This is a genomic window from Stutzerimonas balearica DSM 6083, from assembly GCF_000818015.1.
GTDB classification, from domain to species: domain Bacteria; phylum Pseudomonadota; class Gammaproteobacteria; order Pseudomonadales; family Pseudomonadaceae; genus Stutzerimonas; species Stutzerimonas balearica.
Map to the genome: position 1 here is coordinate 2,591,647 of NZ_CP007511.1, position 24,633 is coordinate 2,616,279.

Below are 24,633 nucleotides of genomic sequence, written 5' to 3' on the forward strand. Positions count from 1 at the left end.
TCGACCTCCTCAGCCCGCCCAGTGCCAGATTCCGCTCGCCGCGGTGCCCAGGCAGATCGCCAGCGCGTAGGGAAATGGCTTGGCGGCCACCTCCCCGGCTTGCGGCGCCAGATAGCTTCGGGTCCGCAACATCAGCCAGTAACGCGCCGCCAACTGCCACGCCTGCCCCTGCACCGCAATCAGCACCAACGCACAGAGCAGCCCGGCGATCAGGCTGGCGAGCGCCGCCTGCAGGGCCAGCGTCGGTGTGAGAAAGGCCCCGACCATGGCCATCAGCTTGACGTCTCCTGCCGCCATGCCACCCAGGGCGTAGAACGGCAGAAACAGCGCGAAGCCGATGAGCATGCCCAGCCCACCGCTGCCCAGCCCGGCCAGGCCGGTGGTCAGGTACTGCCCCCCGAGCGCCACGACGATCCCCAGCAGTACCAGCGTGTTGGGGATACGGCGCTGCCAGAGGTCGCTGACCAGCGCGGCCGAGAGCAGGGGGATCAGTAGCCAGATCATGGCTTGTTTACTAAGTAGGGGTGCCGCCTAGGGCGGTGATGATTCCTTCGATGACCTCCTCCACCGTGTCGCCAAGTAATGTGAAGGCACCTACAACACCTGCGGTTATAAGGCCTCCCGCCACGGCGTACTCGACGATGGTCAACCCATCCTCATCCCGGGCGAACTTCCTGACTGCTTCCTTGATTGACTGAATATTCATGTCGCTCACCTTTCGTGTGATTTCCCGAGTGGAACGCATCGCTGCGTTGCCTGGTTTCGAGACTAGTGAGCGGGTACTGGTGGGGGTTAGGAGTCAGTTGCGTATCGCTAGGACTTTTCTGCGCGAAGCGTGCGAACCCGGTGCAGGCGGCGCTGGCGGCCGTGCGGCAGGCCCGGTAAAGAACTTTTGATCTTTAATCAGGCTTAATACCTGGCATGCGATGGCACTTCGCCAATACTGACCGAGTGGTCACAACGAGCGAAGCATGATGTCCAACGCCACGATGTATCCGGTGCTGCGCTGGGTCGATCTGACCCATGACGGTTCGACGACCGAACTGATGGCCCACTTCAGCGACTGCCACTGCAGCCTCACGACCTTCGAAGCGCTCGGCGATGCCGGCACCTTCGCCGACATGGTCTGCCTGCATTACGACCGCCCGGACTCGCGCGGGCTGAACCTGGCACTCGAACTCAAGCGTGCCCGGCCGGCCCTGCCGATCACCATGTTCACGGTGCAGCATTCCGAAGAGCTCGCCGTCTGGGCGATGCGTGCGCGGATCTGGGAATACGTGGTGCTGCCGCTGGATGCCGACGAGCTGCGCCGTTATCGCAGCTGCCTGGCGCAGCTCTGCCAGGTGCGGCAGCAGGGCCGGCACCAGGGCATCGACCACCTGCCGACGCTGCCTGACAGTATCCGCCTGACCGCCGACTCGCATCGTCATCAACGGCTGGCGCCGGCGCTGCGCCATATCGAGGCGCAGTACCGCTCGAACATCGAGCAGAAGGAACTGGCCGAGCTGTGCAAGATGACGCCCTCGCGCTTCAGCCGCCTGTTCAAGGAAGCCTTTGGCATGAGCTACCAGGACTACATCCAGCACAAACGCATGACCTTCGCCCAGCAGCGCCTGGCCAACAGCCAGATGCCGATCACCAGCATCGGTTACGCCGCCGGCTTTCGCGACCCCTCCTATTTCGCCCGCGCCTTCAAGCAGTTCACCGGCTGCACACCGAGCGAGTACCGCGATGCCTGCCAGCCGGCCGCACGCGGCGCGGTGCTGGAGCTGGAAGAAGCCTCGCGGCTGGAGCTGCTGCGCCCGCCGCTGCGCAGCGGGCTGCCGCGCGCCGGCTAGCCTGGCCTGACCTGCGCCAAGTGCGGCCGGCGGGCTGGAGCCTGATCCTCGAAGCGCCTACCATGCTGGTTCGACGTGCTCAGATGTCAGGTAGTCATGCCCCTCACCCGGATGTTCCGCATCGATCTGCGGCGGTCGGTGGTGCTGCTCACGGTAGCCGCGACCCTCGTCACGCTGGTGATCGGCTTCTATGCCAGTTCGCAGGTCCAGCGGCAGATGCTGATCGACAACACGCTGGAGGCCAACCGCGTCTATGCGGCCAAGCTGGCGGACATCACCGAGCAGTCCTTTGCCGGCGCGCGGCAGCAGCTCGGCTTCGCCTCGGCGCAGTTCTCGACGCGTTTCGACGATGACGCCTACCTGCAGCAAGAGTTGCGGCACCTGCGCATGCAAACCAACCGATACGACACGGTGATGGTGGTGGATGCCGGCGGGATCGTGCGCGGCGTGTCGCCGCTTTCGCGGCATCTGAAGGGCGAGCAACTGGACAACCCCGGCAGCCAGCAGGCGCTACGGCTGCGCCGCGCGGCGGTGAGCGAGCCCTACATGTCGCCACGCGGCAATCTGGTGGTGCTGGTATCACAGCCGATCTTCGGCCCCGACGGCCAGTACCTGGGCTATGTGGCAGGCGCCATTCACCTCAAGCAGAGCGGGCCACTGGCGGCGCTGCTCGGTGAGCATTTCTATCAGGATGGCTCCTACATCTACGTGGTGGACCGTACCCGGCGGCTGCTCTACCACCCGCAGCCCGAGCGGCTCGGCACGGTGGTCGGCACCAATCCGGTGATCGATGCGGTGCTGCTCGGCGAGAGCGGTAGCCAGCGCCTGATCAACAGCCAGGGCGTGGACATGCTGGCCGGCTATGCCCAGGTGCCCAGCGTCGGCTGGGGCATCGTCGCGCAGCGCCCTACCGAGGTCACGCTCAGCGCGCTTGAGGGGCTGATGATGGAGGTGCTGCGCGAGACGGCGCCGATGGCCGTGCTTACGCTGCTGCTGGTCGGCATGCTGGCCAGCCTGATCGCCCGTCCGCTCTGGCAGCTGGCCCAGGCCGCCAGCGAGATGGACGCCCCGGAAACGCCCGAGCGGATCCATCGCATCCGTTCCTGGTATTTCGAAGCGGCGCAGCTCAAGCGCGCGCTGCTCTTGGGCATCAGCCTGCTGCACCAGAAGATCGGCAAGCTCAACCTGGATGCGCAGACCGACCCACTCACCGGGCTGCGCAATCGCCGCGGGCTGACCACCGCGGTGGAAATGCTCCGCGCCGAGCAGCGCCATTTCGCGGTGATCACCCTCGACATCGATCACTTCAAGCGCATCAACGACACTTTTGGCCATGACGTCGGCGATCAGGTGATCCGCCAGGTCGCCGACCTGATGCGCAGCTGCTCGCGTGACAGCGACGTGCTCTGCCGGTTCGGTGGCGAAGAGTTCCTGGTCCTGCTGCCGAATGCCGATTGCCATTCCGCGGCGCAGGTCGGTGAGCGGCTGCGCCACTGCGTGGAGCAGGCAAAGATCGACACCGTCGGCGCCGTCACCATTTCGCTTGGCGTAGCGGAATGGCCAACCCACGGCGAGACCGCCGAACAGGTCTTCAAGCGTGCCGACGAGGCGCTCTACCGGGCCAAGCAGGCCGGGCGCAACCGCCTGCTGGTCGCCCCCTCGGGCAACGCGGAACCGCCGGCGTCACAGTGACAGGCGCAGCACCAGGGCCGCGAGCGTGGCCAGCAGCACCGGCAAGGTCAGCACGATGCCGACGCGAAAGTAATAGCCCCAGCCGATGCGCACGCCCTTGCTCGCCAGTACGTGCAGCCAGAGCAGCGTGGCCAGGCTGCCGATGGGCGTGATCTTCGGCCCGAGATCGCAGCCGATGACGTTGGCGTAGATCATTGCCTCGCGCACCACGCCCTCGGTCTGGCTGGCGTCGATGGCGAGCGCGCCGACCAGTACGCTCGGCAGGTTGTTCATCAGCGACGACAGCAGCGCCGTGAGCAGGCCGGTGCCGAGCGCGGCGCCCCAAACGCCGTACTCGGCGAAGGCATCGAGCAGAGCGGTGAGATGGCGCGTCAGGCCCGCGTTGTTCAGCCCGTAGACCACCAGGTACATGCCCAGCGAGAACACCACGATCTGCCAGGGCGCACCGCGCAATACCCGGCGCGTACCGATCACCCGCCCACGCGCAGCGACCGCCAGCAGCGCGCCGGCGCATAGCGCTGCCACCAGGCTGATCGGTACACCGAGCGGCTCGAGGGCGAACAAGGCGAGCAGCAGTACCACGAGCACCACCCAACCCGCCCTGAAGGTCGCGCGGTCGCGGATCGCCAGGGCGGGCATCTTCAGCGTGTCGACATCGAAGTGCCGCGGGATGTCGCGGCCGAAGCAGACGAACAGCACCGCCAGCGAGGCCGCGACGCTCACCAGGTTCACCGGCAGCATGACCGATGCGTATTCGGCAAACCCAAGCCCGAAGAAATCGGCCGAAACGATGTTGACCAGGTTCGAGACGACCAGCGGCACGCTGGCGGTGTCGGCGATGAAGCCCGCGGCCATGACGAAGGCCAGCGTGGCCGGCGGCGAGAAGCGCAACGCCAGCAGCATCGAGATGACGATGGGCGTGAGGATCAGCGCCGCGCCATCGTTGGCGAACAGCGCCGACACCGCGGCGCCGAGCAGCACGCAGAGTACGAACAGCCGGCGCCCGCTGCCCTGGGCCAGACGCGCCATATGCAGCGCCGCCCATTCGAAGAAGCCGGCCTCATCGAGCAACAGGCTGATGATGATGATCGCGATAAAGGCGCCCGTGGCGTTCCAGACGATCGCCCAGACCAGGGGAATGTCGTCGAACTGGACCACACCGGTGCCGAGCGCCAGCAGCGCGCCGAAGCTGGCGCTCCAGCCGACGCCCAGCCCGCGCGGTTGCCAGATGACCAGCACGATAGTGACGACGAAGATGGCCAGGGCGGCGAACATGGGCCTCGAAGCCTCCGGAAATTGTCGAAACGAAAGCGGTTGGCGTTCGCCGTCATCGTCGGGCTTCGACGCCTGCCGCCGGCGGGGAACCGGGGCGATGCCCGGTGCGGCGGCACTATACGCAATCGCCCTGCAGCGGGGTACTGCTCTACCCGGCGCGTTCCAGACGCGCTGCCCGCTTCGTCTAATTGCCCGCAGCCGAGGAACATTCGAGCACGATCGCACTCATAGGGAATCGTGAGAAGTTGTAAGGTCGAGGAACCCCCATTGAAAATTCTAGTTTGTGGTGCCACGGGACAAATTGGCCGCAGTCTGGTCATGCAAGGATCAGCGTACGGCCTGGAGGTAGTCGGCCTGTCACACGCTCAGCTGGACCTCACCGACGCCTGGCGCGTCAGGCGGACCCTGGAGCAGCTTCGCCCCGCGCTCGTCATCAACGCTGCCGCCTATACCCAGGTCGACGCCGCCGAAGAGCACTCCAGACTCGCCTATGCAGTCAACCGGGACGGCGCCGCCGTGCTGGCCGAGGTGGCCGAACGTCTCGGCGCGCCACTGTTCCATCTTTCTACCGACTACGTGTTCGACGGTCAGGCGCGCCGGCCGTACAAGGAGAACGACACCACCGCACCGCTGGGCATTTACGGCGCGAGCAAGCTGGCCGGCGAGCGCGCCATCGCCGAGCAGCTCGACCGTCACCTCATCCTGCGGACCAGCTGGGTCTACGGCGAGCATGGCGGCAACTTCGTCAAATCCATGTTGCGCCTGGCCGCCCGGCCGGAGCTACGTATCGTCGACGATCAGATCGGCTGCCCGACCAGCGCCGAGCGAATCGCCTCGGTCCTCCTCGAACTGGCCCGCCGTTACGCCACGACCGGCGAGCTGGCGTGGGGCCTTTACCACTACAGCGGTCGCTCGGCCTGCTCCTGGTATGCGTTCGCCTGCGAGATCTTCCGCCAGGCCAAGGAGGTTGGCCTGATCCACCGCTTGCCGAACCTGTCGCCCATTCCGACCAGCGAGTACCCGACGCCGGCCCGCCGCCCCGCATGGTCGGTGCTCGATTGCAGCCGCTTCGAGAGTGCCTTCGAACTCGACACGATCGATTGGCAGGCCGACCTCAGGGCGCTGCTGGATGTACTCGGCGAGCAGGCGCCCAGCCGCATGGCGGTCTGAGCCTCCTGCCGCCAGCCCCGCACTCCGCTGTCGCGCCTGGTGCGGCCGCGCTTGCCATCCTTGCTCCCCTCGCATCGGCTGACGGCCGGCATCCCGCCGAGCGACTGCCCGGCGTGAATCGCTGTATACTCTCGCGCCATTTTTCCCCGCCGCATCACCCGAGGTCCGGCCCGTCATGTCGAAAAACGCCCCTACCGTAGGATTTGTCTCGCTCGGCTGCCCGAAGGCCACGGTCGACTCCGAACGCATCCTCACCCAGCTGCGCATGGAGGGTTACCAGATCGTGCCGTCCTATGAGGACGCCGACGTGGTGGTGGTCAACACCTGCGGCTTCATCGACAGCGCCAAGGCCGAATCGCTGGACGCCATTGGCGAGGCGATCGCCGAGAACGGCAAGGTGATCGTCACCGGCTGCATGGGCGTGGACGAGAACAACATCCGTGGCGTGCACCCCAGCGTGCTGGCGGTTACCGGCCCGCAGCAGTACGAGCAGGTGGTCAATGCGGTGCACGAAGTGGTGCCGCCGAGCATCGAGCACGATCCCTTCGTCGACCTGGTACCGCCGCAGGGCATCAAGCTCACCCCGCGCCACTACGCCTACCTGAAGATTTCCGAAGGCTGCAACCATACCTGCAGCTTCTGCATCATCCCCTCCATGCGCGGCAAGCTGGTCAGCCGCCCGGTGGGCGATGTGCTCAGCGAGGCCGAGCGCCTGGTCAAGGCTGGCGTGAAGGAAGTCCTGGTGATCAGCCAGGACACCAGCGCCTATGGCGTCGACCTCAAGTACAAGCTGGATTTCTGGAACGGCCAGCCGGTCAAGACGCGCATGCTCGAGCTGTGCGAGGAGCTGGGCAAGATGGGCGTCTGGGTGCGCCTGCACTACGTCTACCCCTACCCCAACGTCGACGACGTGATCCCGCTGATGGCCGCCGGCAAGATCCTGCCGTACCTGGACATCCCCTTCCAGCACGCCAGCCCGAAGGTGCTCAAGGCCATGAAGCGTCCGGCCTTCGAGGACAAGACCCTGGCGCGCATCAAGCAGTGGCGCGAGATCTGCCCCGAGCTGACCATCCGCTCGACCTTCATCGTCGGCTTCCCCGGCGAGACCGAGGAAGACTTCCAGTACCTGCTCGACTGGCTGACCGAAGCCCAGCTCGACCGCGTCGGCTGCTTCCAGTATTCGCCGGTCGAAGGCGCACCGGCCGAGACCATGGGCCTGGAACCGGTACCGGACGAGATCAAGCAGGACCGTTGGGACCGCTTCATGGCGCACCAGCAGGCCATCAGCGCCGCGCGCCTGCAGCTGAAGGTCGGCAAGGAGCTGGACGTGTTGATCGACGAAGTGGACGAAGACGGTGCCATCGGCCGCTCCTGGGCCGACGCTCCGGAGATCGACGGCATGGTCTACGTCGACAGCGAACAGCCGCTGCAGCCGGGCGACAAGGTGCGCGTGCGCGTCACCAACGCCGACGAGTACGACCTCTGGGCCGAAGTGATCTGAGCTGAACCGCTACATGAAACGCCCCGCTTCTGCGGGGCGTTTTCATTTCGGCGTGAGGAGTCCTCGACGCGCAGGGTGGAAAACGGCGAAGCCTTTTCCACCACCGGGCTGCGGGTTCGTCAACGCCGCGGCGGTTGCCGCACCGGCGCATTGCCTGCCACGTAGTACTTCGCCGTGCTGCGCGGCAGCGGCTCATGACCACGAATCCGATCGGCGATCTTCTCGGCGATCATGATGGTGGTCGCGTTGAGGTTGCCGGTGATGATCTGCGGCATGATCGAGGCATCCACCACGCGCAACCCTTCCAGCCCATGCACCCGGCCCTGGCCGTCGACCACGGCCATGTCGTCGCTGCCCATCTTGCAGGAGCAGGACGGGTGATAGGCCGTCTCGGCGTGCTCGCGGACGAAGGCGTCCAGCTCGGCATCGCTCTGCGCATCGATACCCGGGCTCAGCTCGCGACCGCGGTAAGGGTCGAGCGCCGGCTGGGCGATGATCTCGCGAGTGATGCGGATGGCATCGCGGAATTCCCGCCAGTCCTGCTCGTGGGCCATGTAGTTGAACAGGATGCTCGGGTCCTCGGCCGGGTCGGTCGAGCGGATCTCGATACGCCCGCGGCTGGGCGAGCGCATCGAGCCGACGTGGGCCTGGAAACTGTGACCGTCATGGGCGTTGCTGCCGTTGTAGCTGACCGCCACCGGCAGGAAGTGGAACTGTATGTTCGGCCATTCGAACTCGTCGCTGCTGCGGATGAAGCCGCCCGCCTCGAACTGGTTGCTGGCACCGATGCCGCTGCCGAGGAACAGCCATTCGGCGCCGATGGCCGGCTGATTCCACCACTTCAGCGCCGGATACAGCGAAACCGGCTTCAGGCACTCGAACTGCAGGTACATCTCCAGATGGTCCTGCAGGTTCTGGCCAACGCCGGGCAGCTCGTGGACAAGTTTCACGCCGACCCGGCGCAGCAGCTCGCCCGGCCCGACGCCCGAGCGCTGCAGGATCTGCGGCGAGGCGATCGCCCCGCCGCACAGCAGCACCTCGCGACGCGCCCGCACGATGTACGGGGCCTTGCGATCGCGCAGGTAGCGCACGCCCACCGCGCGCTTGCCTTCGAACAGGACGCGATCAGTCACCGCGTGCGTTTCGATGGTCAGGTTCGGCCGCTCCCTGGCCTGATCCAGATAGCCGCGCGCCGTGCTGGCGCGCCGGCCCTGGGGCGTCACGGTACGGTCCATCGGGCCGAAGCCTTCCTGCTGATAGCCGTTGAGGTCGTCGGTACGCGGATAGCCGGCCTGCACACCGGCTTCGACCATGGCGTGGAACAGCTCGTTGTTGTCGGCCTTCGGCGTGGTCACGCTGACCGGGCCGACAGCGCCGTGGTAGTCGTTGGGGCCGATGTCGCGCGATTCGGCCTTGCGGAAGTACGGCAGGCAGTCGAGGTAGGTCCAGTCCTCCAGGCCGGGGATCTTGGCCCAGTTGTCGTAGTCCAGCGCGTTGCCGCGGATGTAGCACATGCCGTTGATCAGCGAGGAACCACCCAGGCCCTTGCCGCGGCCGCAGTCCATGCGACGGTTGTTCATGTGCGGCTCGGGGTCGGTCTTGTAGGCCCAGTTGTAGCGCGTGCCCTGCAGCGGATAGGCGAGCGCGGCGGGCATCTGGGTGCGGAAGTCCAGCCGGTAGTCCGGGCCGCCGGCTTCCAGCAGCAGCACGCTGACGTCGGTGTCCTCGGTCAGGCGTGCGGCGAGCACGTTACCGGCCGAGCCGGCGCCGATGATGATGTAGTCATATTCCATGCTTTCAACCTCCCTCAGAACACCGAGGCGAACTCGCCCAGCTCCACCTGTACCGATTTGACCCGCGTGTAGTGCGCCAGCGAGGCAATGCCATTTTCGCGACCGATGCCGGACTGCTTGTAGCCACCGACCGGCATCTGCGCCGGCGATTCGCCCCAGGTGTTGATCCAGCAGATGCCAGCCTCGAGGCGATGGATGATGCGGTGCGCCCGCGCCAGATCGGTGGTGACCACGCCGGCGGCGAGGCCATATTCGGTGTCGTTGGCGCGACGGATGACTTCGTCTTCGTCCTGATATTCGAGCAGGCTCAGCACCGGGCCGAAGATCTCTTCGCGCACGATGGTCATGTCGTCGCTGCAGTCGCTGAAGACGGTGGGTGCGACGAAGGCGCCCCTGGCGCACTCGCCCTCGGTCACCCGCTCACCGCCACAGAGCAGCCGCGCGCCAGCGGCCTTGCCCTGGGCGATGTAGTCGAGCACCTTGTTCATGTGCGCGAAGCTGACCAGTGGGCCGAAGTTGGTCCCTTCCTGCTGCGGATCACCCAGGCGAATGCGCTGCACGCGCTCCAGCAGCTTGGCCTCGAAGGCCGCTTTCAGGCCCGCGGGGACGAACACCCGGGTGCCGTTGGTGCACACCTGGCCGGAGCTGAAGAAGTTGGCCATGACCGCGATATCGGCCGCGCGATCCAGATCGGCGTCCTCGCAGACGATCAGCGGCGACTTGCCGCCCAGTTCCATGGTCACGTCCTTCAGCGAAGAGCCTGCCGCGCTGGCCATGACCTTCTTGCCGGTGGCCACACCGCCGGTGAAGGACACCTTGGCGATGCGCGGGTGCTCGGTGATCAGCGCGCCGACGCCGGCGCCACTGCCGGTCAGCACGTTGAACACGCCATCGGGCAGCCCGGCCTCGCTGAAGATTTCTGCCAGCTTGAGCGCGCTCAAGGGCGTGACCTCACTGGGCTTGAAGATCATCGCGTTGCCCGCGGCCAGCGCCGGAGCAGCCTTCCACAGGGCGATCTGGATCGGATAGTTCCAGGCACCGATGCCGGCCACCACGCCCAGCGGTTCGCGCCGGGTATAGACGAAGCTGCTGTCGCGCAGCGGAATCTGCTCGCCCTCGATGGCCGGAGCCAGGCCCGCGTAGTACTCCAGCACGTCGGCGCCGGTGACGATGTCGACGCTGCGGGTTTCGCTCAGCGGCTTGCCGGTATCCAGGGTTTCCAGCAGCGCCAGCTCGTCGTTGCGCTCGCGCAAGAGATCGACCGCGCGCCGCATGATTCGCGCCCGCTCGATACCGGTCAGCGCCGCCCAGATGCGCTGGCCCTGCTCGGCGCTTTCAACCGCGCGCTCCAGATCGGCCGCGCCAGCCTCGGGCACTTCGGCCAGGACTTCGCCGTTGGCCGGGTTGATGCTCTGGAAGGTCTGGTTGCTGCTGGCGTCGACGTAGCCGCCATGGATATAGAGTTGCTGCCGTGGAAAACGGGCCATGTTCTAGCTCCTGTGATCGAGGCGACAGCGGATCGACGCTGCCGCGACGTGAATGAACGTCCGGGGATCGCCCGAACGTGTGTGGTCAGGGCGTCGGTGTCGCGCCCGGGTTGGGCATGCCGCTTTCACCCCCACCGTTCTCGCGCTGCAGATGCAGGAAGTGCATGTGGTGTTCGTAGTGGTCGAGGACGTCCTCGATCAGCTGGCGCCGCGAGTAGCCCATCAGGTCGTAACCCAGGCTGCCCTGACGCAGGTGCACCTCGAGCCGGTAGTAATCGGCCTTGCTGCTCTGGGTGCGCATGGCGAACGACGGCATGGTGCTGCGCACCGGCCAGATCTGATAGGTGAAATCCTGTTCGCTGCCCAGGTTGACGTTGAGGATCAGATGCTCGTTGCCCGGCTCGCCCTCGAGGATCTCCACCGGTACGCCCTTCTCGCCCAGCGCCTTCTTGATCTCTTCCATGGCCGGCCTGGCGACCTCCTTCAGATAGCGGCGAATCTGCGACAGGCTGGGGAAGCTCATCGCCCGCGACAGCCGCTGGCTCCAGTTCATCTGGGTGTGCTCCAGGGTGGCGCGCCCGGACAGGTAGCCGGCGAGGCTCTTCTGGTAGCTGTCGGCCATCACACCTTCGACATGCAGCGCCTTGAACAGCCCCACCATCATGAACAGCAGGACGATGGAGAACGGCAGCCCCATGATCACCACGGCGCCCTGCAGCGCGGTCAGGCCGCCGGCAATCAGCAGCGCCAGGGTGAGAATGCCGATGATCGCGGCCCAGAGGATGCGCATCCACACCGGCGCATCGCTGTTCACATCCTTGAGGATCGAAGTGAAGTTCGACAGCACCAGCGAACCGGAGTCGCCGGAGGTGACGAAGAAGACAATGGCCAGGATCGTCACCACGATGGTAGTGAGGCCCGACCACGGCAAGCTCTGCAGGAACAGATAGATCGACGAGCCCGGGTTGCTTACCGCCTGCTGGCCGAACTCCAGGGCGCCGCCCATGACCATCTCGATGGCGCTGTTACCCATGATCGACATCCAGGCCATCATGAACGCCAGCGGCAGCAGCAGCGTACCGACGACGAACTCGCGGATGGTCCGCCCCCGGGAGATGCGTGCCAGGAACAGGCCGACGAAGGGGCCCCAGGCAATCCACCAGGCCCAGAAGAACACCGTCCAGGCGTTCAGCCAGTCGGTCGGCCGGCGGTAGGCGTAGGTGTCCAGCGACAGGCTGATGAAGTTGGAGAAGTAGTCGCCGACGTTCATCACCAGCGCGTTGAGCAGGAACACCGTATCGCCGACCACCAGCACGAACAGCAGCAGCAGAACCGCCAACAGCATGTTGAATTCGGAAAGCCGGCGGATGCCGCGCTCGACGCCGGTGGCTGCCGACACAGCCGAGAAAGCCACGATGAGCACCACCAGCACCGCCTGGGTGAGGGTGCCATCCGGGATGCCGAAGATGTAGTTCAGGCCGAAGTTGAGCTGGATGATGCCGATGCCCAGGCTCGTGGCGATGCCGAACACGGTGCCGAGCACGGCCGCCGAGTCGACGGTGTGACCGATCGGCCCATGGATGCGCTTGCCGAAGATCGGATACAGCGCCGAGCGGATCGACAACGGCAGGCCCTGGCGAAAGCTGAAATACGCCAGCGACATCCCGACCAGCGTATAGACGCCCCAACCGGACAGCCCCCAGTGCAGGAAGGTCAGTTCCAGCGCGTGGCGTGCGGCCTGGGTCGTGCCGCCCTCACCTACCGGCGGCTCGAGAAACTGGGTGATGGGTTCGGCAATGCAGAAGAACAACAGGTCGATGCCGATGCCGGCGGAGAACAGCATCGCCGCCCAGGTCAGGACATTGAATTCGGGCTTGGAATGATCGGGGCCGAGGCGAATCTTGCCGTAGCGACTGGATGCGACCAGCACGACGAACACCAGGTAGAGCAATACGGCGAGAAAGTAGAACCAGCCGAAGGTGTCGGAAATCCAGCCGAGTACCGTGTTGATGACCGCCAGCGAGCGGTCGGTGAAGAACATCGTCCACACGGCGAACACGACGATCGCAATGGCGGAACCGTAGAAGACCACGGGGTTGATCCGGTCGCGTGGCGCGTCGGAATCATGGGGCGACAGCTCAGCCTCGTTCATAAGTTCTATCTCCTGAACTTGTTCTGGCTTTATGACATCGCTAGGCGACGAATTGCGGCAGGTCGAGAGCGGTTCGCAGGGGAACGCAGCGACCCGATGGCGGGAAGGGCCTGCAGACGACTGTGCTGATGACAGCCAGGCCCCGGTCGGCAGATCATACCGACGTTCAATTAAGAGGTTATTTGCTCCAATAAACTCGAATTGGGCGCGCATCCTACACGATTAACGTCAATTTCGCCAATTTGCGCCCTTCCACCGCCAAACGTGACCACCTGCCGCGCCACCTTTGCTAAGACGCAACGGCCCCGGTGATGCGGCCTTGGCGCACATCGCCGTGCGTTTTCAGCGGCGCCGGCGCTGGCTATGATCGGCAACCCCGCCAGCCAGGCGCTGCCTTTTCATGGAGAGAAGCATTCATGTCGTCCGAACCTGTTTTTGCCTCGATGCCCGATGCCAACGGTTACTTCGGCCCCTATGGCGGGCAGCTGGTGCCGCCGCACCTGAAGCAGGCGATGGACGACATCAACCTCGCCTATGAGGAAATCCGCCAGCGCGAGGATTTCCAGGCGGAACTGGCAAGCCTGTTCGCCGATTACGTGGGCCGGCCAAGCCCGATCTTCCACGCCAGGCGGCTATCGGAAAAACTCGGCGGTGCGCAGATCCACCTCAAGCGTGAAGACCTCAATCACACCGGTGCGCACAAGATCAACCACTGCCTGGGCGAGGCGCTGCTGGCCAAGTTCATGGGCAAGAAGAAGGTCATCGCCGAGACCGGCGCCGGGCAGCACGGTGTCGCCCTCGCCACTGCCTGCGCGCTGGTGGGCATCCCCTGCGAGATCCACATGGGCCAGGTGGATATCGAGAAAGAACACCCCAACGTCACCAAGATGAAGATCCTCGGCTGCAAGCTGGTGCCGGTCACCAGGGGCGCCGCGACGCTCAAGGAAGCGGTAGACAGCGCCTTCGAGGAATACCTCAAGGACCCACAGAGCTTCATCTATGCCATCGGTTCGGTCGTCGGGCCGCATCCGTTCCCGAAAATGGTCCGCGACTTCCAGTCGATCATCGGCCGCGAGGCCCGCGAACAGTTTCTCGCCCGGCATGGGCGGCTGCCCGACCATGTCGCTGCCTGCGTCGGCGGCGGCTCGAACGCCATGGGCATCTTCAGCGCCTTCCTCAATGACGGCGCAGTCCGGCTGGTCGGCATCGAGCCGGCCGGCGAAGGCGTTGACCGGCCCGGCCGCCATGCGGCGACCCTGTCGCAGGGCAAGCCGGGCGAACTCCACGGCATGGCGTGCTACGTACTGGAGGATGCCGAAGGCAACCCGGCCGCCGTGTACTCCATCGCCTCCGGGCTCGACTACCCCGGGGTCGGCCCGCAGCACAGTTACCTGAAGGATATCGGCCGGGTGGATTACCAGTCGGTCACCGATCAGGAATGCCTCGAGGCCTTCATGACCCTGTCGCGCACCGAGGGCATCATTCCGGCGCTGGAAAGCGCCCATGCGGTGGCCTGGGCCATGCGTGCCGCACCAGCGCTGGGCCGTGAGCAACATATCCTGGTAAATCTGTCCGGCCGTGGCGACAAGGACGCCGACTACGTCGCCCGCTTGCTCGGCCTCTGACGGTTCGGCCCGGCAACCGGGCGCTCCCCGCCCGCGCCGCTGAGCAACGCGAGCGCGGGCGGCGTATCATCGCGCTCCCCTGCCCTCTGCCGGTCACCCGTATGCCTCACAGTGTCAGCCCCGTCGGCATCCTGCACTCCTGCTTCAAGGAGAAATTCGCCATCCCGCGCCAGCCCAGCCTGGCGCCGGCGGCGCGCGGCGTGCTCGAGCTGATGCCACCCTACGATTGCGCCGAGGCGGTCGCCGGGCTGGAACAGGTCAGCCACGTCTGGCTGCTTTTTCTCTTTCACCAGGCCCTGGAAAGCAAACCACGCCTGCGTGTACGCCCGCCCCGACTGGGCGGCAACCGCCTGCTGGGCGTGTTCGCGACTCGCTCCACACATCGGCCGAACGGCATTGGTCAGTCGGTCGTACGGCTCGACAGGGTCGAGCCCGGCCGCCTCTTCGTCTCCGGTATCGACCTGCTGGACGGCACGCCGGTGCTCGACATCAAGCCTTACGTGCCCTATGCCGATGCGCTGCCCGAGGCGCGCAACGACATCGCCGATGCCGCCCCCGAGCCGATCAGGGTGCGGTGGCTACCCGCTGCGCTGCAGCAGGCACAGGCCCACGCCGAGCGCCTCGGCGAGCCCCTGGTGCAGTTGATCGAACAGTGCCTGGCGCAGGACCCGCGGCCGGCCTACCAGCAGCCGCGGCCGGAGCGCCGCTACGGCACTCGGCTGTGGGACGTGCAGGTACGCTGGCATTACCCCGAGCCCGACACGATTTGCGTGCTCGAGGTCGTACCCGCCTGACGCGGCTCAGCGAGCCGGGGTCAGCAGCAGGCGCTGCGTGCCGTACACCTTGTCCAGATTGGCAGGCTTCAGCGGAAAGCTCTGATACGCCCCCTTTAGCCAGGCGTCGATGCCATCGGCATAGTGTTCACTGGCCGGGTTGCCGGACTGTCCGGAGCTGTTCAGCCCGATCATCGGTTCGTCGCGCCCGAAATCGACGATGATGCGCATTGCCGGAATCAGCCAGGTGTCGAAATCCGCGCCCCAGTGGTAAGCCGATACGTTGAGCGTGGAGTGATCGCCGCCGGCCGGGTAAGGCCCGCGATTGAGGTAGCCGTCCAGCGCTTCGATGGCGCGGCGCTGACCGGCCGGCATATGAGGCGCCAGCTGGGTGGCTCCGCTGACCCACTCGTAGCGATGCAGCTTACCCCACTGCCAGGCCTGACGATCGGGGCCGAGGCGGGTTTCCAGCGAGCTCACCGCCGCTGCCAGGCTGCGCGCAATGATGGTGGGCTTGTCCTCGACGGTGGCGGTGCGCTGGTCGTCCCAGAACGGGCTGTCGTCGCGGCCGAGCAAGTGATCGGCCTGCGCCGAGTAGGACAAGGTGGAGGCCTGAATCAGCGCCTGCCAGGCCGGTCGGTCTTCCGGGCCGAGCTCATCGAGGAAGATCTGCCGCGCGCTCTCCTGCAGGAAAGCGCCATAGAGTGCCGCGTCCGCCGAGTCGGCGGCCAGCTCGCCATCGAACGCCAGCAGACGGCGCAATGCTTCTTCGGCGCGCACCCGCTGCTCGGCTGGCAACGCTGCGACAGCCGCCTTCAGCGGCTGCGCCATGCCCGGCCCCTGCAACATCGTCTGGAGCTTGGCGGCGAACGGCGTGCGCTGATCGTATTGCATGGCCATCATGCTGCGCGTGTCATGCCGGCCGCTGCCGGCGAGCTCGGCCAGCCGCTCGTAGCGTTCTGGGTAATACCAGGAACTCGACAGCTGCATGCCATAGCCGCGAGGCACGGTACGGTGGTTCGCGGTGCCCAGCCAGCCTTGGGCCGGGTCCTGGTCGTAGGGATGCAGCATCGAATCGGCGAAACCATCCCAGTCATAGCGCCCGTCCCAGCCGGGCGACGGCACCAGGCCCAGCCCCTCACGACGGTTCGGGTAACGCCCGGTGACCTGCCAGCCAATACTGCGTTCGTCGGCGAACAGCATGTTCAACGGCATGGCACCGATGCGCCCGCTGGCCTCGAAAGCCTGCTCGACGGAGCCGGCGCGGGACAGGTCGAAGAACGCATCGAGCGATCGATCGGCCTCGCGCAGCGTGCTCTTCAGTGCCAGGCCGTAGCCGCTCTTGAGTTCCAGCGGTTGCAGCGAGTGCTTGCGCGGGCCCAGCACAGTGTTCAGCAGGGGGCCGTTACGCGTCTCGTAGAGGGTTTCGCGAACAGGCCGCGCGCCCTTGATGAAGTAGGTTTCGTGGCGCACCTGGGCCGGCACCCAGCGCCCGTCGGCCAGGTACAGCATGCGGTCGCCATCTCGGCGGACCTTTTCGAGAAACAGGTCCTGATTGTCGCCCATGACCATCGTCATGCCCCAGGCGAGCTTGCCATTGAAGCCGGCGACCACGGCCGGCACCCCGGCGACCGTTACGCCGGCAGCCTGGAACTTCGGCGAACGAATTTGCATGAAATTCCAGTACGAGGGCATCGACAACGGCAAGTGCGTGTCGTTGGCGAACAAGGGTTTGCCGCTGCGGCTGCGGCTCGCCGCGACGGCCCAGTTGTTCGAGGCGGCAACGCCTAGCATGTTGAAAGCGGCAACGCGACGGGTCGTCTCGGCGACGCTGTCCAGCCCCGGAATCTGCCCGCCGAGCGAAAGCCCGTCCAGCTTGGCGGCTTCATCGAACGGCAGCGGTTCGTCGGGGTAGGTCGGCAGCAGCCAGGCCAGCTTGTCGCTGCCCACCTGCTGGGCCAGCGCCAGTGCGGCGATCTCTTCCTGCAGGTTCACCGAAAGGCCGAAATTGAGCAGGCAGAAGATCAGTACGGAGTCTTCCGGCTTCCAGTACTCGGGTCGATAGCCCGACTCGGCGAGCTCCATCGGCAGCCGGTCGCGATAGCGATACAGATAGGCGTTCACGCCGCGCGCGTAGACCTCGAAGATCTTCTTCATGCGCGGCGATGCTTCGCGGTAGAAGAGTTCGGCGCTCTGGCGCAGATTCACCGCACGCATGAAGCGGTCGATGTCCAGCACCCCGGGGCCGACCATTTCAGCCAGCCGCCCCTGGGCCGTCAGGCGCAGGCTGATCATCTGCCCGAGCCGGTCGCTGGCATGCACGTAGCCCATGGCAAAGATCGCATCGTGCAATGACTGACTTTCGATCAGCGGCATGCCCAGTGCATTGCGCCGCACACTGACACTGCCTGCCAGCCCCTTCAGCGGCTGGACACCGTGCGCCGGTGCGACACTGTCGGCGTAACGGCTATCCAGATAGGCCTGACACCCGGCCAGGCCGAACAACCCAAGCGCTGCGCCAATGGCAATGCGAGACAAGGAGACAGGCAAACGCGTCGACATGGATAACTCCTCGCGGGGCGAGCCGACAGACAGGTGGTAGACAGTTAGGGAGCTTTGCTGATCAGGCCGCTCGGCCGGATGCTGGCAGCGCTTCGTCGAGCAGCCAGCGTGCACAGCGCCGAGCCTCGGCCTTGTGCTTGAGTTCCAGCGCACTGAAGGTCGCCTCGTAGCGACGTCGCTCACTGCGCTCCAGCGCTTTCCAGGCGCCGTGGGTCGGCACCTGCTCGGTCGCCTCGTAGAGCTGATGGAACACCTGGCAGCGAGGGTCTTGCCCCAGAACAGGATCGTAGTGATCGAGCAGAACCTTGATGCGAATCGCACCTTCGATCAGTGGCAGCTGCTCGTCGAGCAGGCTGCCAGCCAGGATCCGCAAATCCTCAGCCAGCGCAATCTGCCGCTTGGTCTGCTGCGCCTGCTGTTCGCGTTCAACGCGCCAGACGCGGCGCCAGAGATACAAGGCATAACCGCCCAGCGCGGCAATCACCAACGCACCCAGACTCAGCAGCACGAGCACGACGGGCGACATGGGACAATCAGGCCCCGTGACACTTCTTGAATTTCTTCTGGCTGCCGCATGGGCATGGGTCGTTGCGACCGACGTCCTTCAGCGGGTTGCGAACCGGCTCCGACGCATGATTGCAGTGCGGACCATGGACATGGTGATGATGCTCGTGGTCGTGATTGCAGTCGGGGCCGTGTACGTGAGGTTCTTGAGTCATGTTGCTGCGTCACTCCGGGATAAAGTTGCCGGGGATTATCTCTCCTTTGGTGGAGATCTGCACAGCACGTCCAAGCATCAGGCCGGTCTTGAGCTCACCATCGAGACTGTAGCGGATGGCCCGATCAGGCTTTTCCAGCAGCCGCACGATGTACTTCATGTGCTTCCACAAGTTGGTGTGCACGGTGACTTCGTAGTACTCGAACCCGTGCGCGGGCACCGTCAGCCAGCCACTCGATTCGCCGTCGGCCAGCTCCACCTCGTTGAGATGTACCTTGTAGCGCAGGCCGCGGACCGGCAGGCTGTGATCGTTGGGGTTATCGATGCGAAAACGCAGCATGAACTGCTGCTCCAGCAAGCGGGCCTTGACCACCTCGACCTTCGTCAACTGAACCTTGGGGTCGACGAAATTGTTGCTGAACCAGGTTGAACAGGCAGTTAGCGAACCGAGCAGACTCAGCAATAGCACCGTTCTGAGTATTGTTATTGTGCGCCGCTGATCGAACATTCCAAGTACTCCAAAGGACGGCTCAGTGTAGCAAGCGGTCCGGCAGCCGCAATGGGGGCAAGTTGCAAATTGCCAGTGTCACGCGCCGGCATGACAGCCCTGTTGCAGCCGGGTGCTTTAGCCCAGAATGCGAGCCAGCACCGCACGTGCCTTGCCGACACCCTCGGCCAGCGCGGCCTCGATCTGCGCCATGGTGATGATCCCGCCGGACTTTCCTGCTGCCGGATTGACCACCAGTGCCAGGCAGGCGTAGGGAAGCTCCAGCTCGCGCGCCAACACCGCCTCCGGCATACCGGTCATGCCGACGATGTCGCAGCCGTCACGCTCCATCCGCGCGATCTCCGCCACCGTCTCCAGGCGCGGGCCCTGGGTACAGCCGTATACGCCATGGCTGCTGAAGGCAAAGCCCTCGGCGGCGAGGGCGGTGACTAGGCGCTGGCGCAACGACTCGTCGTAGGGATAGCTGAAGTCGACATGCGTCACCTGTTCGAGCTCACCTTCGAAAAACGTATGCGCTCGACCATAGGTGTAATCGATGATCTGGTGCGGTACGCAGAAGTGCCCCGCGCCCATCGCAGCGTGGATGCCGCCCACCGCGTTGACCGCCACGACGCTCTCAGCCCCGGCCTCCTTCAGCGCCCAGAGATTTGCTCGATAGTTGACCTCGTGCGGTGGGATGCGGTGGGGGTGGCCATGGCGCGCCAGGAACAGCACTTCACCGCCGGCGTAACGGCCATGGAGAATGTCTGCCGACGGTAGGCCATACGGGGTTTCAATGCGCTTGGCATCGCGCAGCACCAGGCCATCCAGCTGGGTCAGCCCGGTTCCGCCAATGATGGCGTGTACAGTCATGCTTGGTTCTCTGAGGGGGTCATACCAGACCTGCGCCGCGCAACGCACCGAGCGCGGAAAGCCAACGCGGGTTCTGCTTGTAGTCCTGCGCAATCACGGAACGGGCGCGCATCCGGGCCAGCCTCGGCGAGGGCTTTACAGCCAGCCGCTGCAATGCCGAAACGGCCAGCTCGGCGGCTGCCCGGTCGTTGCACACCAGCCCCATGTCACAGCCGGCGCTCAGCGCGGCCTCGATGCGCGCCGCAGCATCGCCCGCTACATGGGCGCCGGCCATGGAAAGATCGTCGCTGAAGATCACGCCGGAGAAACCCAGCTCGCCGCGTAACACCTCTTGCAGCCAGCGCTGGGAGAAGCCCGCCGGCTGGGAATCTACCTGTGGATAGATCACGTGCGCGGGCATCACTGCGTCCAGCGTAGGCGCCAGCCGCCGGAACGGCAGCAGATCGCACTGACGAATCTCCTCGAGGCTACGCTCGTCACGCGGTATCGCCACGTGCGAATCGGCTTCGGCCCAGCCGTGGCCGGGGAAGTGCTTTCCGGTCGCCGACATGCCCGCCGCATGCATCCCGCCGATAAAGGCGGCGGCCAGATCGGCCGCACGCTCGGGTGCCGCCTCGAACGCCCGCGCACCGATTACCGCACTGCGCTGATGATCGAGATCGAGCACCGGAGCAAAGCTGAAATCGAGGCCGGCCGCGAGTACCTCCGTGGCCATCAACCAGCCGCAGGCCCGGGCAAGCTCGACGGCATCCGAGTGGTGGGCGAACTCGCGCATCGCCGGCAATCTGACGAAGCCCTGCCGCAAGCGCTGGACGCGACCACCTTCCTGATCGACGGCAATCAGCAAGTCCGGGCGCTCGGCGCGCACGGCCCGGCAGAGATCCAGCACCTGGCGAGGATGGTCGATGTTGCGCGCGAACAGGATCAAGCCGCCGACCTGCGGCTGGCGCAGCAACTGGCGATCCTCGGCAGTCAGCCAGGTGCCGCCGATATCCAGCATCAATGAACCTTGCATGAGGCACAGAATCCTTAATCGAGTTTGGCGTGAGCCCACTGAGGATAAGAGGCTTCGTCGATGCGAACGGCGCAGTGCAACGGCACCCGTGCGAACAGCGCTATCAGCTCTTCGTTGCGCATGCGCACACAGCCGTGGGATAGCGGCACACCCATTGGCTCGGTGTCGGGTGTGCCGTGTATATAGATGTAGCGTCGGAACGTATCGACGCTTCCGAGGCGGTTGACGCCCTGTTCGCAGCCGCTCAGCCAGAGGATCCGACTGAGGATCCAGTCGCGCCCCGGAAACTGCTCGTGCAACTGCGGCGTCCAGACCTCTCCGGTCCAGCGTCGGCCGCGCAATACTGCCCCGGCCGGCAGACCCGCACCGACCTTCGCACGCACCTGGTGCAAGCCGCGCGGCGTACAGCCCGAACCATTGTGTTCGCCCGGCCCGTTCACGGCAGTGGAAACAGAGGCACGAAAACAGAGCCTGTCGCGGGTGAACCCGTACAGGCACTGGTCAGCGAGGGAAACGAGGAGCAAATCGAGGTCGGCCATGGGCCGCTAGCTTAGCCCAAGCAGCCACAGGCTTGAACCTCAAGCCTTGGCAGGAACCGCCACCGCATTGCGCCGGGCCAACGGCTGAGCCTCGGCCAGTGGCGTATCGGCGATGGCACTGTCGGCGCGCATACCGGCAGCCAGGAACGGCACCATCATCCGCATGACCTGCTCGATCGATGTGCGCGCGCCAAAATCGTTCTCGGCGATGGCCCTGAGCGCCTTGATGCCGGACATGCTGAAGGCTGCTGCACCCAGCATGAAATGCACACGCCAGAAAAGCTCGATCGGCGGCAGCGACGGAGCCGCCTCGTGTACCCGCAGCATGTAGCGGCGAAACACCTTGCCGTACATGTCTTCGAGATAACGCCGCAGGTGTCCCTGGCTCTGGCTGAACGACAGGCCGAGCAAGCGCATGAAGATGGACAGGTCGTCGCCGCTGCGCGGCTTCACAGCCAGCGCCTGCTCGACCAGGATACCGAGTAGCTCCTCAAGGGTGTCCGGCTTGCCGGCAAGCGCCTCTCGGCGGTCGAGTTCGCGTTCGAGGCTCGCGCAGAATGGACCGAGAAACCGTGAGAACACGGCCTGAATCAGCGCCTTCTTCGAGCCAAAGTGATAGTTCACCGCCGCCAGGTTCACCCCGGCCTTGCTGGTGATCAGACGAAGCGAAGTCTCGGCGAAGCCCTTTTCCGCGAACAGCTGTTCCGCAGCATCGAGAATGCGCTCAACTGTTTCCGACTGCGCCATGCCCCCTCCAGAAGACAAACAAGTGTTTGAAACTTACGTTTCAGTGTCTACCAAGTCAACCTGCATCCGCTTCGGCGGTTGTGCCGCTTTGTCGCAACCGGCCTGTTAAGAGGAAAAGGCGCGACGCGAGGCGATTGCCAACCCGCATGCACTGTATATAATCCCAGGCACTGTATAAAAGAACAGAGACCGCCATGATCAAGCTCACGCCCCGCCAGTCTCAGATCCTCGACTTCATCAAACGCTGCCTCGAAGACAACGGTTACCCGCCAACGCGAGCGGAGATCGCGCAGGAGCTCGGCTTCAAATCCCCCAACGCAGCCGAAGAGCATCTCAAGGCCCTGGCGCGCAAAGGCGCCATCGAAATGACACCGGGCGCCTCACGCGGCATCCGCATCCCCGATTTCGAGCCAGCCACGCACGAGAGCGGGCTACCTATCATTGGCCGGGTCGCGGCCGGTGCGCCCATCCTGGCGCAACAGCATGTCGAGGAATCCTGCCAGATCAACCCCGCCTTTTTCCATCCGAAAGCCGATTATCTGCTACGGGTGCGCGGCATGAGCATGAAGGACATCGGCATCTTCGATGGCGACCTGCTTGCCGTCCATACCACGCGCGAAGCACGCAACGGGCAAGTGATAGTCGCTCGAGTCGGCGATGAAGTCACAGTCAAGCGCTTCAAGCGTGAGGGCAACAAGGTGTGGCTTCTGGCCGAAAACGAGGACTTCGCGCCGATCGAGGTAGACCTCGAAGAGCAGGAGCTGGTCATCGAAGGGTTGAGCGTCGGTGTCATTCGCCGCTAAACAGGAGAAGGATCATGCAGTACCGTTCCGAAACCATGCGACCACAGCTGTCACTTTTCGAAGGCATGATGGCCCAGCGCGCCATGCCATTCTGTGCAGCCCCTGCTTCTGTCGAGCCTCGCCCCGAGTACCTTAGCGAGCTTAGCCTGAGCGGCAACAGCGAACACTGCCACCTGTTGTTGACGCCTATCCTGAGGGATCTCAGCGAGGCGGACGACAAACGCTGGCTGACACTGATTGCGCCCCCCGGCTCACTGAGCGGCAACTGGCTGCGTGACAGCGGCCTGAACCGCCAACGTGTGATCGTTCTGCACCCTCGTAATGACCAAAGCGCGCTCGAACTGGCCTGCAAGGCACTCGGCTCGGGCTGCAGTCACACCGTGATCACCTGGCAGGAAAAGCTCAGCAACGCTGAGCGTAACAAGCTTCGTGCGGCGGCCAGCCTGGGCCAGGCCAAAGGGCTGAATATCCGCCTGGGCTGCTAGGCCCTTCCCTCTCGGCGGCACAGGGATCGTGCCGGCAAGCCGCTTCGTATCAATGCAAGACGCGCGGCGACTCATCCTCGTATTCGAAATCGCCTTCGGCCATTTTCCCCGCCATCTGCACGCCGACGTTGAACATCGCCTTAGCCACCTCGACGTGCTGTCCCTGCAGGAACAGCCTGGCCTCCTCGGAGAAATCCAGCGTGACCAGCACCTCCTCGTCTTCGGCGCGGCGGAGCACGATGCGCCCATCGGGCATCTCGACAATCTCTAGAAAAGACGTAGGCATTCGGTTGGCTCTCGTTGAAAGGCGCGCATTGTACCAGTGGAGTGCCATGAGAAAAGGCTTGTACCCCGCGCTCAGCCATGAGGCCGATGAACGCGGCCATAGGCATCTCAGCTCGCCACCTGCCGCGCCGGCATAGCGAGCCCTGGCCTGATGCCTTGCCGCCGGCCACCCGTGAGGCACGAACGACACGACGGAAACGACGCGAATCAATTCAAGCCGGACGTCACCACTCAGTCATGGTCTCGCGGAAGCGCAGCACCAGCTCCTTGATGTTCGTGCGCCAGAGCTCCAGCTCGGTTCGCGACAAGGCTTCTGGCTGGTCCTCCTCGAGCGTCACCGCCTCGATCAGCGGCTGCCGTGGATCGACTTTGGCCTTCGTTGGCGCCTGAGGCGGCTGGAACAACGCGGCATGAGCCGACAGCAACCGGGCTAACCAAGTGTCCGGCTGTTCGGCGAGTTCGACCAGCTCGGCGAGCTCCTGGCTCGGCGCCTGCTCCAGCGCCTGGCGATTCAGAAACGCCTCGGCGCGAGGCGCATCAGCACCTGGCGACCGGTAGAAACCAGCGATTTCATGGCACAGGCCGAGCACGGCCCCGTATAGGTGAAACAGGCTCGCCTCACGCTCGGCCTGGACCTGCCCCTGAGCATTCAGGGTGCCGAGTGCGTCAGCCTTGCGCCAGTTTTCCAGCGAAAGGCCGGCAAAGAACAGTTTCTGGTTGGTACGGGTGTAGCGTTCGTGAGCCATGGTGCTCTCCGCAAAGCAGGATTGCCGCAAGAATGGACCGCCTGCGGCGACAAAACCAGCACATGCC

24 protein-coding genes are annotated in these 24,633 nt (G+C 64.9%); 8 read left to right on the forward strand and 16 right to left on the reverse strand.

The genetic code is table 11. The annotated features are described in order from the left end of the window. Positions 1-9: 9 nt before the first annotated feature. Complete coding sequence (locus CL52_RS11685) at positions 10-504, reverse strand: A24 family peptidase (protein WP_043220781.1); 495 nt, start codon at positions 502-504, stop codon at positions 10-12. Between the two features lie 10 nt (positions 505-514). Next, positions 515-706 carry a Flp family type IVb pilin gene (locus tag CL52_RS11690; RefSeq protein WP_043223159.1) on the reverse strand — a complete coding sequence of 64 codons (192 nt, stop codon included), beginning with the start codon at positions 704-706 and terminating at the stop codon, positions 515-517. Positions 707-971: 265 nt separating this feature from the next. Between CL52_RS11690 and CL52_RS11695 the strand changes: the two genes are divergently transcribed. Together CL52_RS11695 and CL52_RS11700 are read left to right on the forward strand one after the other, a co-directional pair. Beyond that, positions 972-1,838 carry a helix-turn-helix domain-containing protein gene (locus CL52_RS11695; protein WP_043220784.1) on the forward strand — a complete coding sequence of 289 codons (867 nt, stop codon included), beginning with the start codon at positions 972-974 and terminating at the stop codon, positions 1,836-1,838. 96 nt (positions 1,839-1,934) lie between these two features. Next, on the forward strand, positions 1,935-3,530 hold the full coding sequence (locus CL52_RS11700; protein ID WP_052264563.1) for a sensor domain-containing diguanylate cyclase: 1,596 nt from the start codon (positions 1,935-1,937) through the stop codon (positions 3,528-3,530). Here CL52_RS11700 and CL52_RS11705 read toward each other — a convergent pair. Further along, complete coding sequence (locus CL52_RS11705; protein ID WP_043220785.1) at positions 3,522-4,805, reverse strand: arsenic transporter; 1,284 nt, start codon at positions 4,803-4,805, stop codon at positions 3,522-3,524. The genes CL52_RS11700 and CL52_RS11705 overlap by 9 nt on opposite strands. A gap of 267 nt (positions 4,806-5,072) precedes the next feature. Here CL52_RS11705 and rfbD point away from each other — a divergent pair, with 267 nt between their 5' ends. Both rfbD and rimO read left to right on the forward strand, forming a co-directional pair. Beyond that, positions 5,073-5,975: a dTDP-4-dehydrorhamnose reductase gene (rfbD, locus tag CL52_RS11710; protein ID WP_043220787.1), complete on the forward strand. Its 903-nt coding sequence runs from the start codon at positions 5,073-5,075 to the stop codon at positions 5,973-5,975. Positions 5,976-6,150: 175 nt separating this feature from the next. Further along, the gene (gene rimO, locus CL52_RS11715; protein WP_043220788.1) at positions 6,151-7,476 is read left to right on the forward strand and encodes a 30S ribosomal protein S12 methylthiotransferase RimO; all 1,326 of its coding nucleotides are present in this window, start codon (positions 6,151-6,153) and stop codon (positions 7,474-7,476) included. Between the two features lie 119 nt (positions 7,477-7,595). On the opposite strand, the gene betA is transcribed toward rimO, so the two are convergent. The 3 genes from betA to CL52_RS11730 all read right to left on the reverse strand — a co-directional run bounded on the left by betA (position 7,596) and on the right by CL52_RS11730 (position 12,908). Beyond that, complete coding sequence (gene betA, locus CL52_RS11720; protein ID WP_043220791.1) at positions 7,596-9,269, reverse strand: choline dehydrogenase; 1,674 nt, start codon at positions 9,267-9,269, stop codon at positions 7,596-7,598. A gap of 14 nt (positions 9,270-9,283) precedes the next feature. Next, a complete protein-coding gene (gene betB, locus CL52_RS11725) occupies positions 9,284-10,756 on the reverse strand; it encodes a betaine-aldehyde dehydrogenase (protein ID WP_043220793.1) in 1,473 nt (490 codons plus the stop codon). A gap of 85 nt (positions 10,757-10,841) precedes the next feature. Further along, positions 10,842-12,908 (reverse strand): choline transporter, encoded by a 2,067-nt coding sequence (locus CL52_RS11730; protein WP_043220796.1) that lies wholly within the window; start codon positions 12,906-12,908, stop codon positions 10,842-10,844. A gap of 416 nt (positions 12,909-13,324) precedes the next feature. Here CL52_RS11730 and trpB point away from each other — a divergent pair, with 416 nt between their 5' ends. Continuing rightward, positions 13,325-14,533 (forward strand): tryptophan synthase subunit beta, encoded by a 1,209-nt coding sequence (gene trpB / locus CL52_RS11735; protein WP_043220798.1) that lies wholly within the window; start codon positions 13,325-13,327, stop codon positions 14,531-14,533. Between the two features lie 101 nt (positions 14,534-14,634). Continuing rightward, positions 14,635-15,327 (forward strand): tRNA (N6-threonylcarbamoyladenosine(37)-N6)-methyltransferase TrmO, encoded by a 693-nt coding sequence (gene tsaA, locus CL52_RS11740; protein ID WP_043220799.1) that lies wholly within the window; start codon positions 14,635-14,637, stop codon positions 15,325-15,327. A gap of 6 nt (positions 15,328-15,333) precedes the next feature. On the opposite strand, the gene CL52_RS11745 is transcribed toward tsaA, so the two are convergent. The 8 genes from CL52_RS11745 to CL52_RS11775 form a co-directional block, all read right to left on the reverse strand. Further along, positions 15,334-17,868, reverse strand: a complete 2,535-nt coding sequence (locus tag CL52_RS11745; RefSeq protein ID WP_043220801.1) for a penicillin acylase family protein — start codon at positions 17,866-17,868, stop codon at positions 15,334-15,336. A 61-nt stretch (positions 17,869-17,929) separates the two neighbouring features. Beyond that, positions 17,930-18,394, reverse strand: coding sequence for a DUF2489 domain-containing protein (locus tag CL52_RS11750; RefSeq protein ID WP_043220802.1), 465 nt, complete (start codon positions 18,392-18,394; stop codon positions 17,930-17,932). 7 nt (positions 18,395-18,401) lie between these two features. Further along, positions 18,402-18,587, reverse strand: a complete 186-nt coding sequence (locus CL52_RS20720) for an SEC-C metal-binding domain-containing protein (RefSeq protein WP_074519896.1) — start codon at positions 18,585-18,587, stop codon at positions 18,402-18,404. Between the two features lie 9 nt (positions 18,588-18,596). After that, a complete protein-coding gene (locus CL52_RS11755; RefSeq protein ID WP_041104808.1) occupies positions 18,597-19,094 on the reverse strand; it encodes an LEA/WHy family protein in 498 nt (165 codons plus the stop codon). Positions 19,095-19,211: 117 nt separating this feature from the next. Continuing rightward, positions 19,212-19,946, reverse strand: a complete 735-nt coding sequence (locus CL52_RS11760) for an S-methyl-5'-thioinosine phosphorylase (protein ID WP_043220804.1) — start codon at positions 19,944-19,946, stop codon at positions 19,212-19,214. 19 nt (positions 19,947-19,965) lie between these two features. Next, positions 19,966-20,961 (reverse strand): beta-N-acetylhexosaminidase, encoded by a 996-nt coding sequence (gene nagZ / locus CL52_RS11765; RefSeq protein ID WP_043220807.1) that lies wholly within the window; start codon positions 20,959-20,961, stop codon positions 19,966-19,968. 14 nt (positions 20,962-20,975) lie between these two features. Next, positions 20,976-21,500, reverse strand: coding sequence for a L,D-transpeptidase (locus CL52_RS11770; RefSeq protein WP_043220810.1), 525 nt, complete (start codon positions 21,498-21,500; stop codon positions 20,976-20,978). A gap of 39 nt (positions 21,501-21,539) precedes the next feature. Continuing rightward, on the reverse strand, positions 21,540-22,247 hold the full coding sequence (locus CL52_RS11775; RefSeq protein ID WP_043220813.1) for a TetR/AcrR family transcriptional regulator: 708 nt from the start codon (positions 22,245-22,247) through the stop codon (positions 21,540-21,542). Positions 22,248-22,441: 194 nt separating this feature from the next. On the opposite strand from CL52_RS11775, the gene lexA reads away from it, so the two are divergent. Further along, positions 22,442-23,050, forward strand: coding sequence for a transcriptional repressor LexA (lexA, locus tag CL52_RS11780; RefSeq protein WP_041104799.1), 609 nt, complete (start codon positions 22,442-22,444; stop codon positions 23,048-23,050). A gap of 14 nt (positions 23,051-23,064) precedes the next feature. Then, complete coding sequence (sulA, locus tag CL52_RS11785; protein WP_041104797.1) at positions 23,065-23,535, forward strand: SOS-induced cell division inhibitor SulA; 471 nt, start codon at positions 23,065-23,067, stop codon at positions 23,533-23,535. A 49-nt stretch (positions 23,536-23,584) separates the two neighbouring features. On the opposite strand, the gene CL52_RS11790 is transcribed toward sulA, so the two are convergent. Together CL52_RS11790 and CL52_RS11795 are read right to left on the reverse strand one after the other, a co-directional pair. Next, positions 23,585-23,821: a hypothetical protein gene (locus CL52_RS11790; RefSeq protein ID WP_041104795.1), complete on the reverse strand. Its 237-nt coding sequence runs from the start codon at positions 23,819-23,821 to the stop codon at positions 23,585-23,587. A gap of 223 nt (positions 23,822-24,044) precedes the next feature. Continuing rightward, positions 24,045-24,566: a DUF6586 family protein gene (locus CL52_RS11795; RefSeq protein ID WP_043220815.1), complete on the reverse strand. Its 522-nt coding sequence runs from the start codon at positions 24,564-24,566 to the stop codon at positions 24,045-24,047. Between the last annotated feature and the right edge of the window lie 67 nt (positions 24,567-24,633).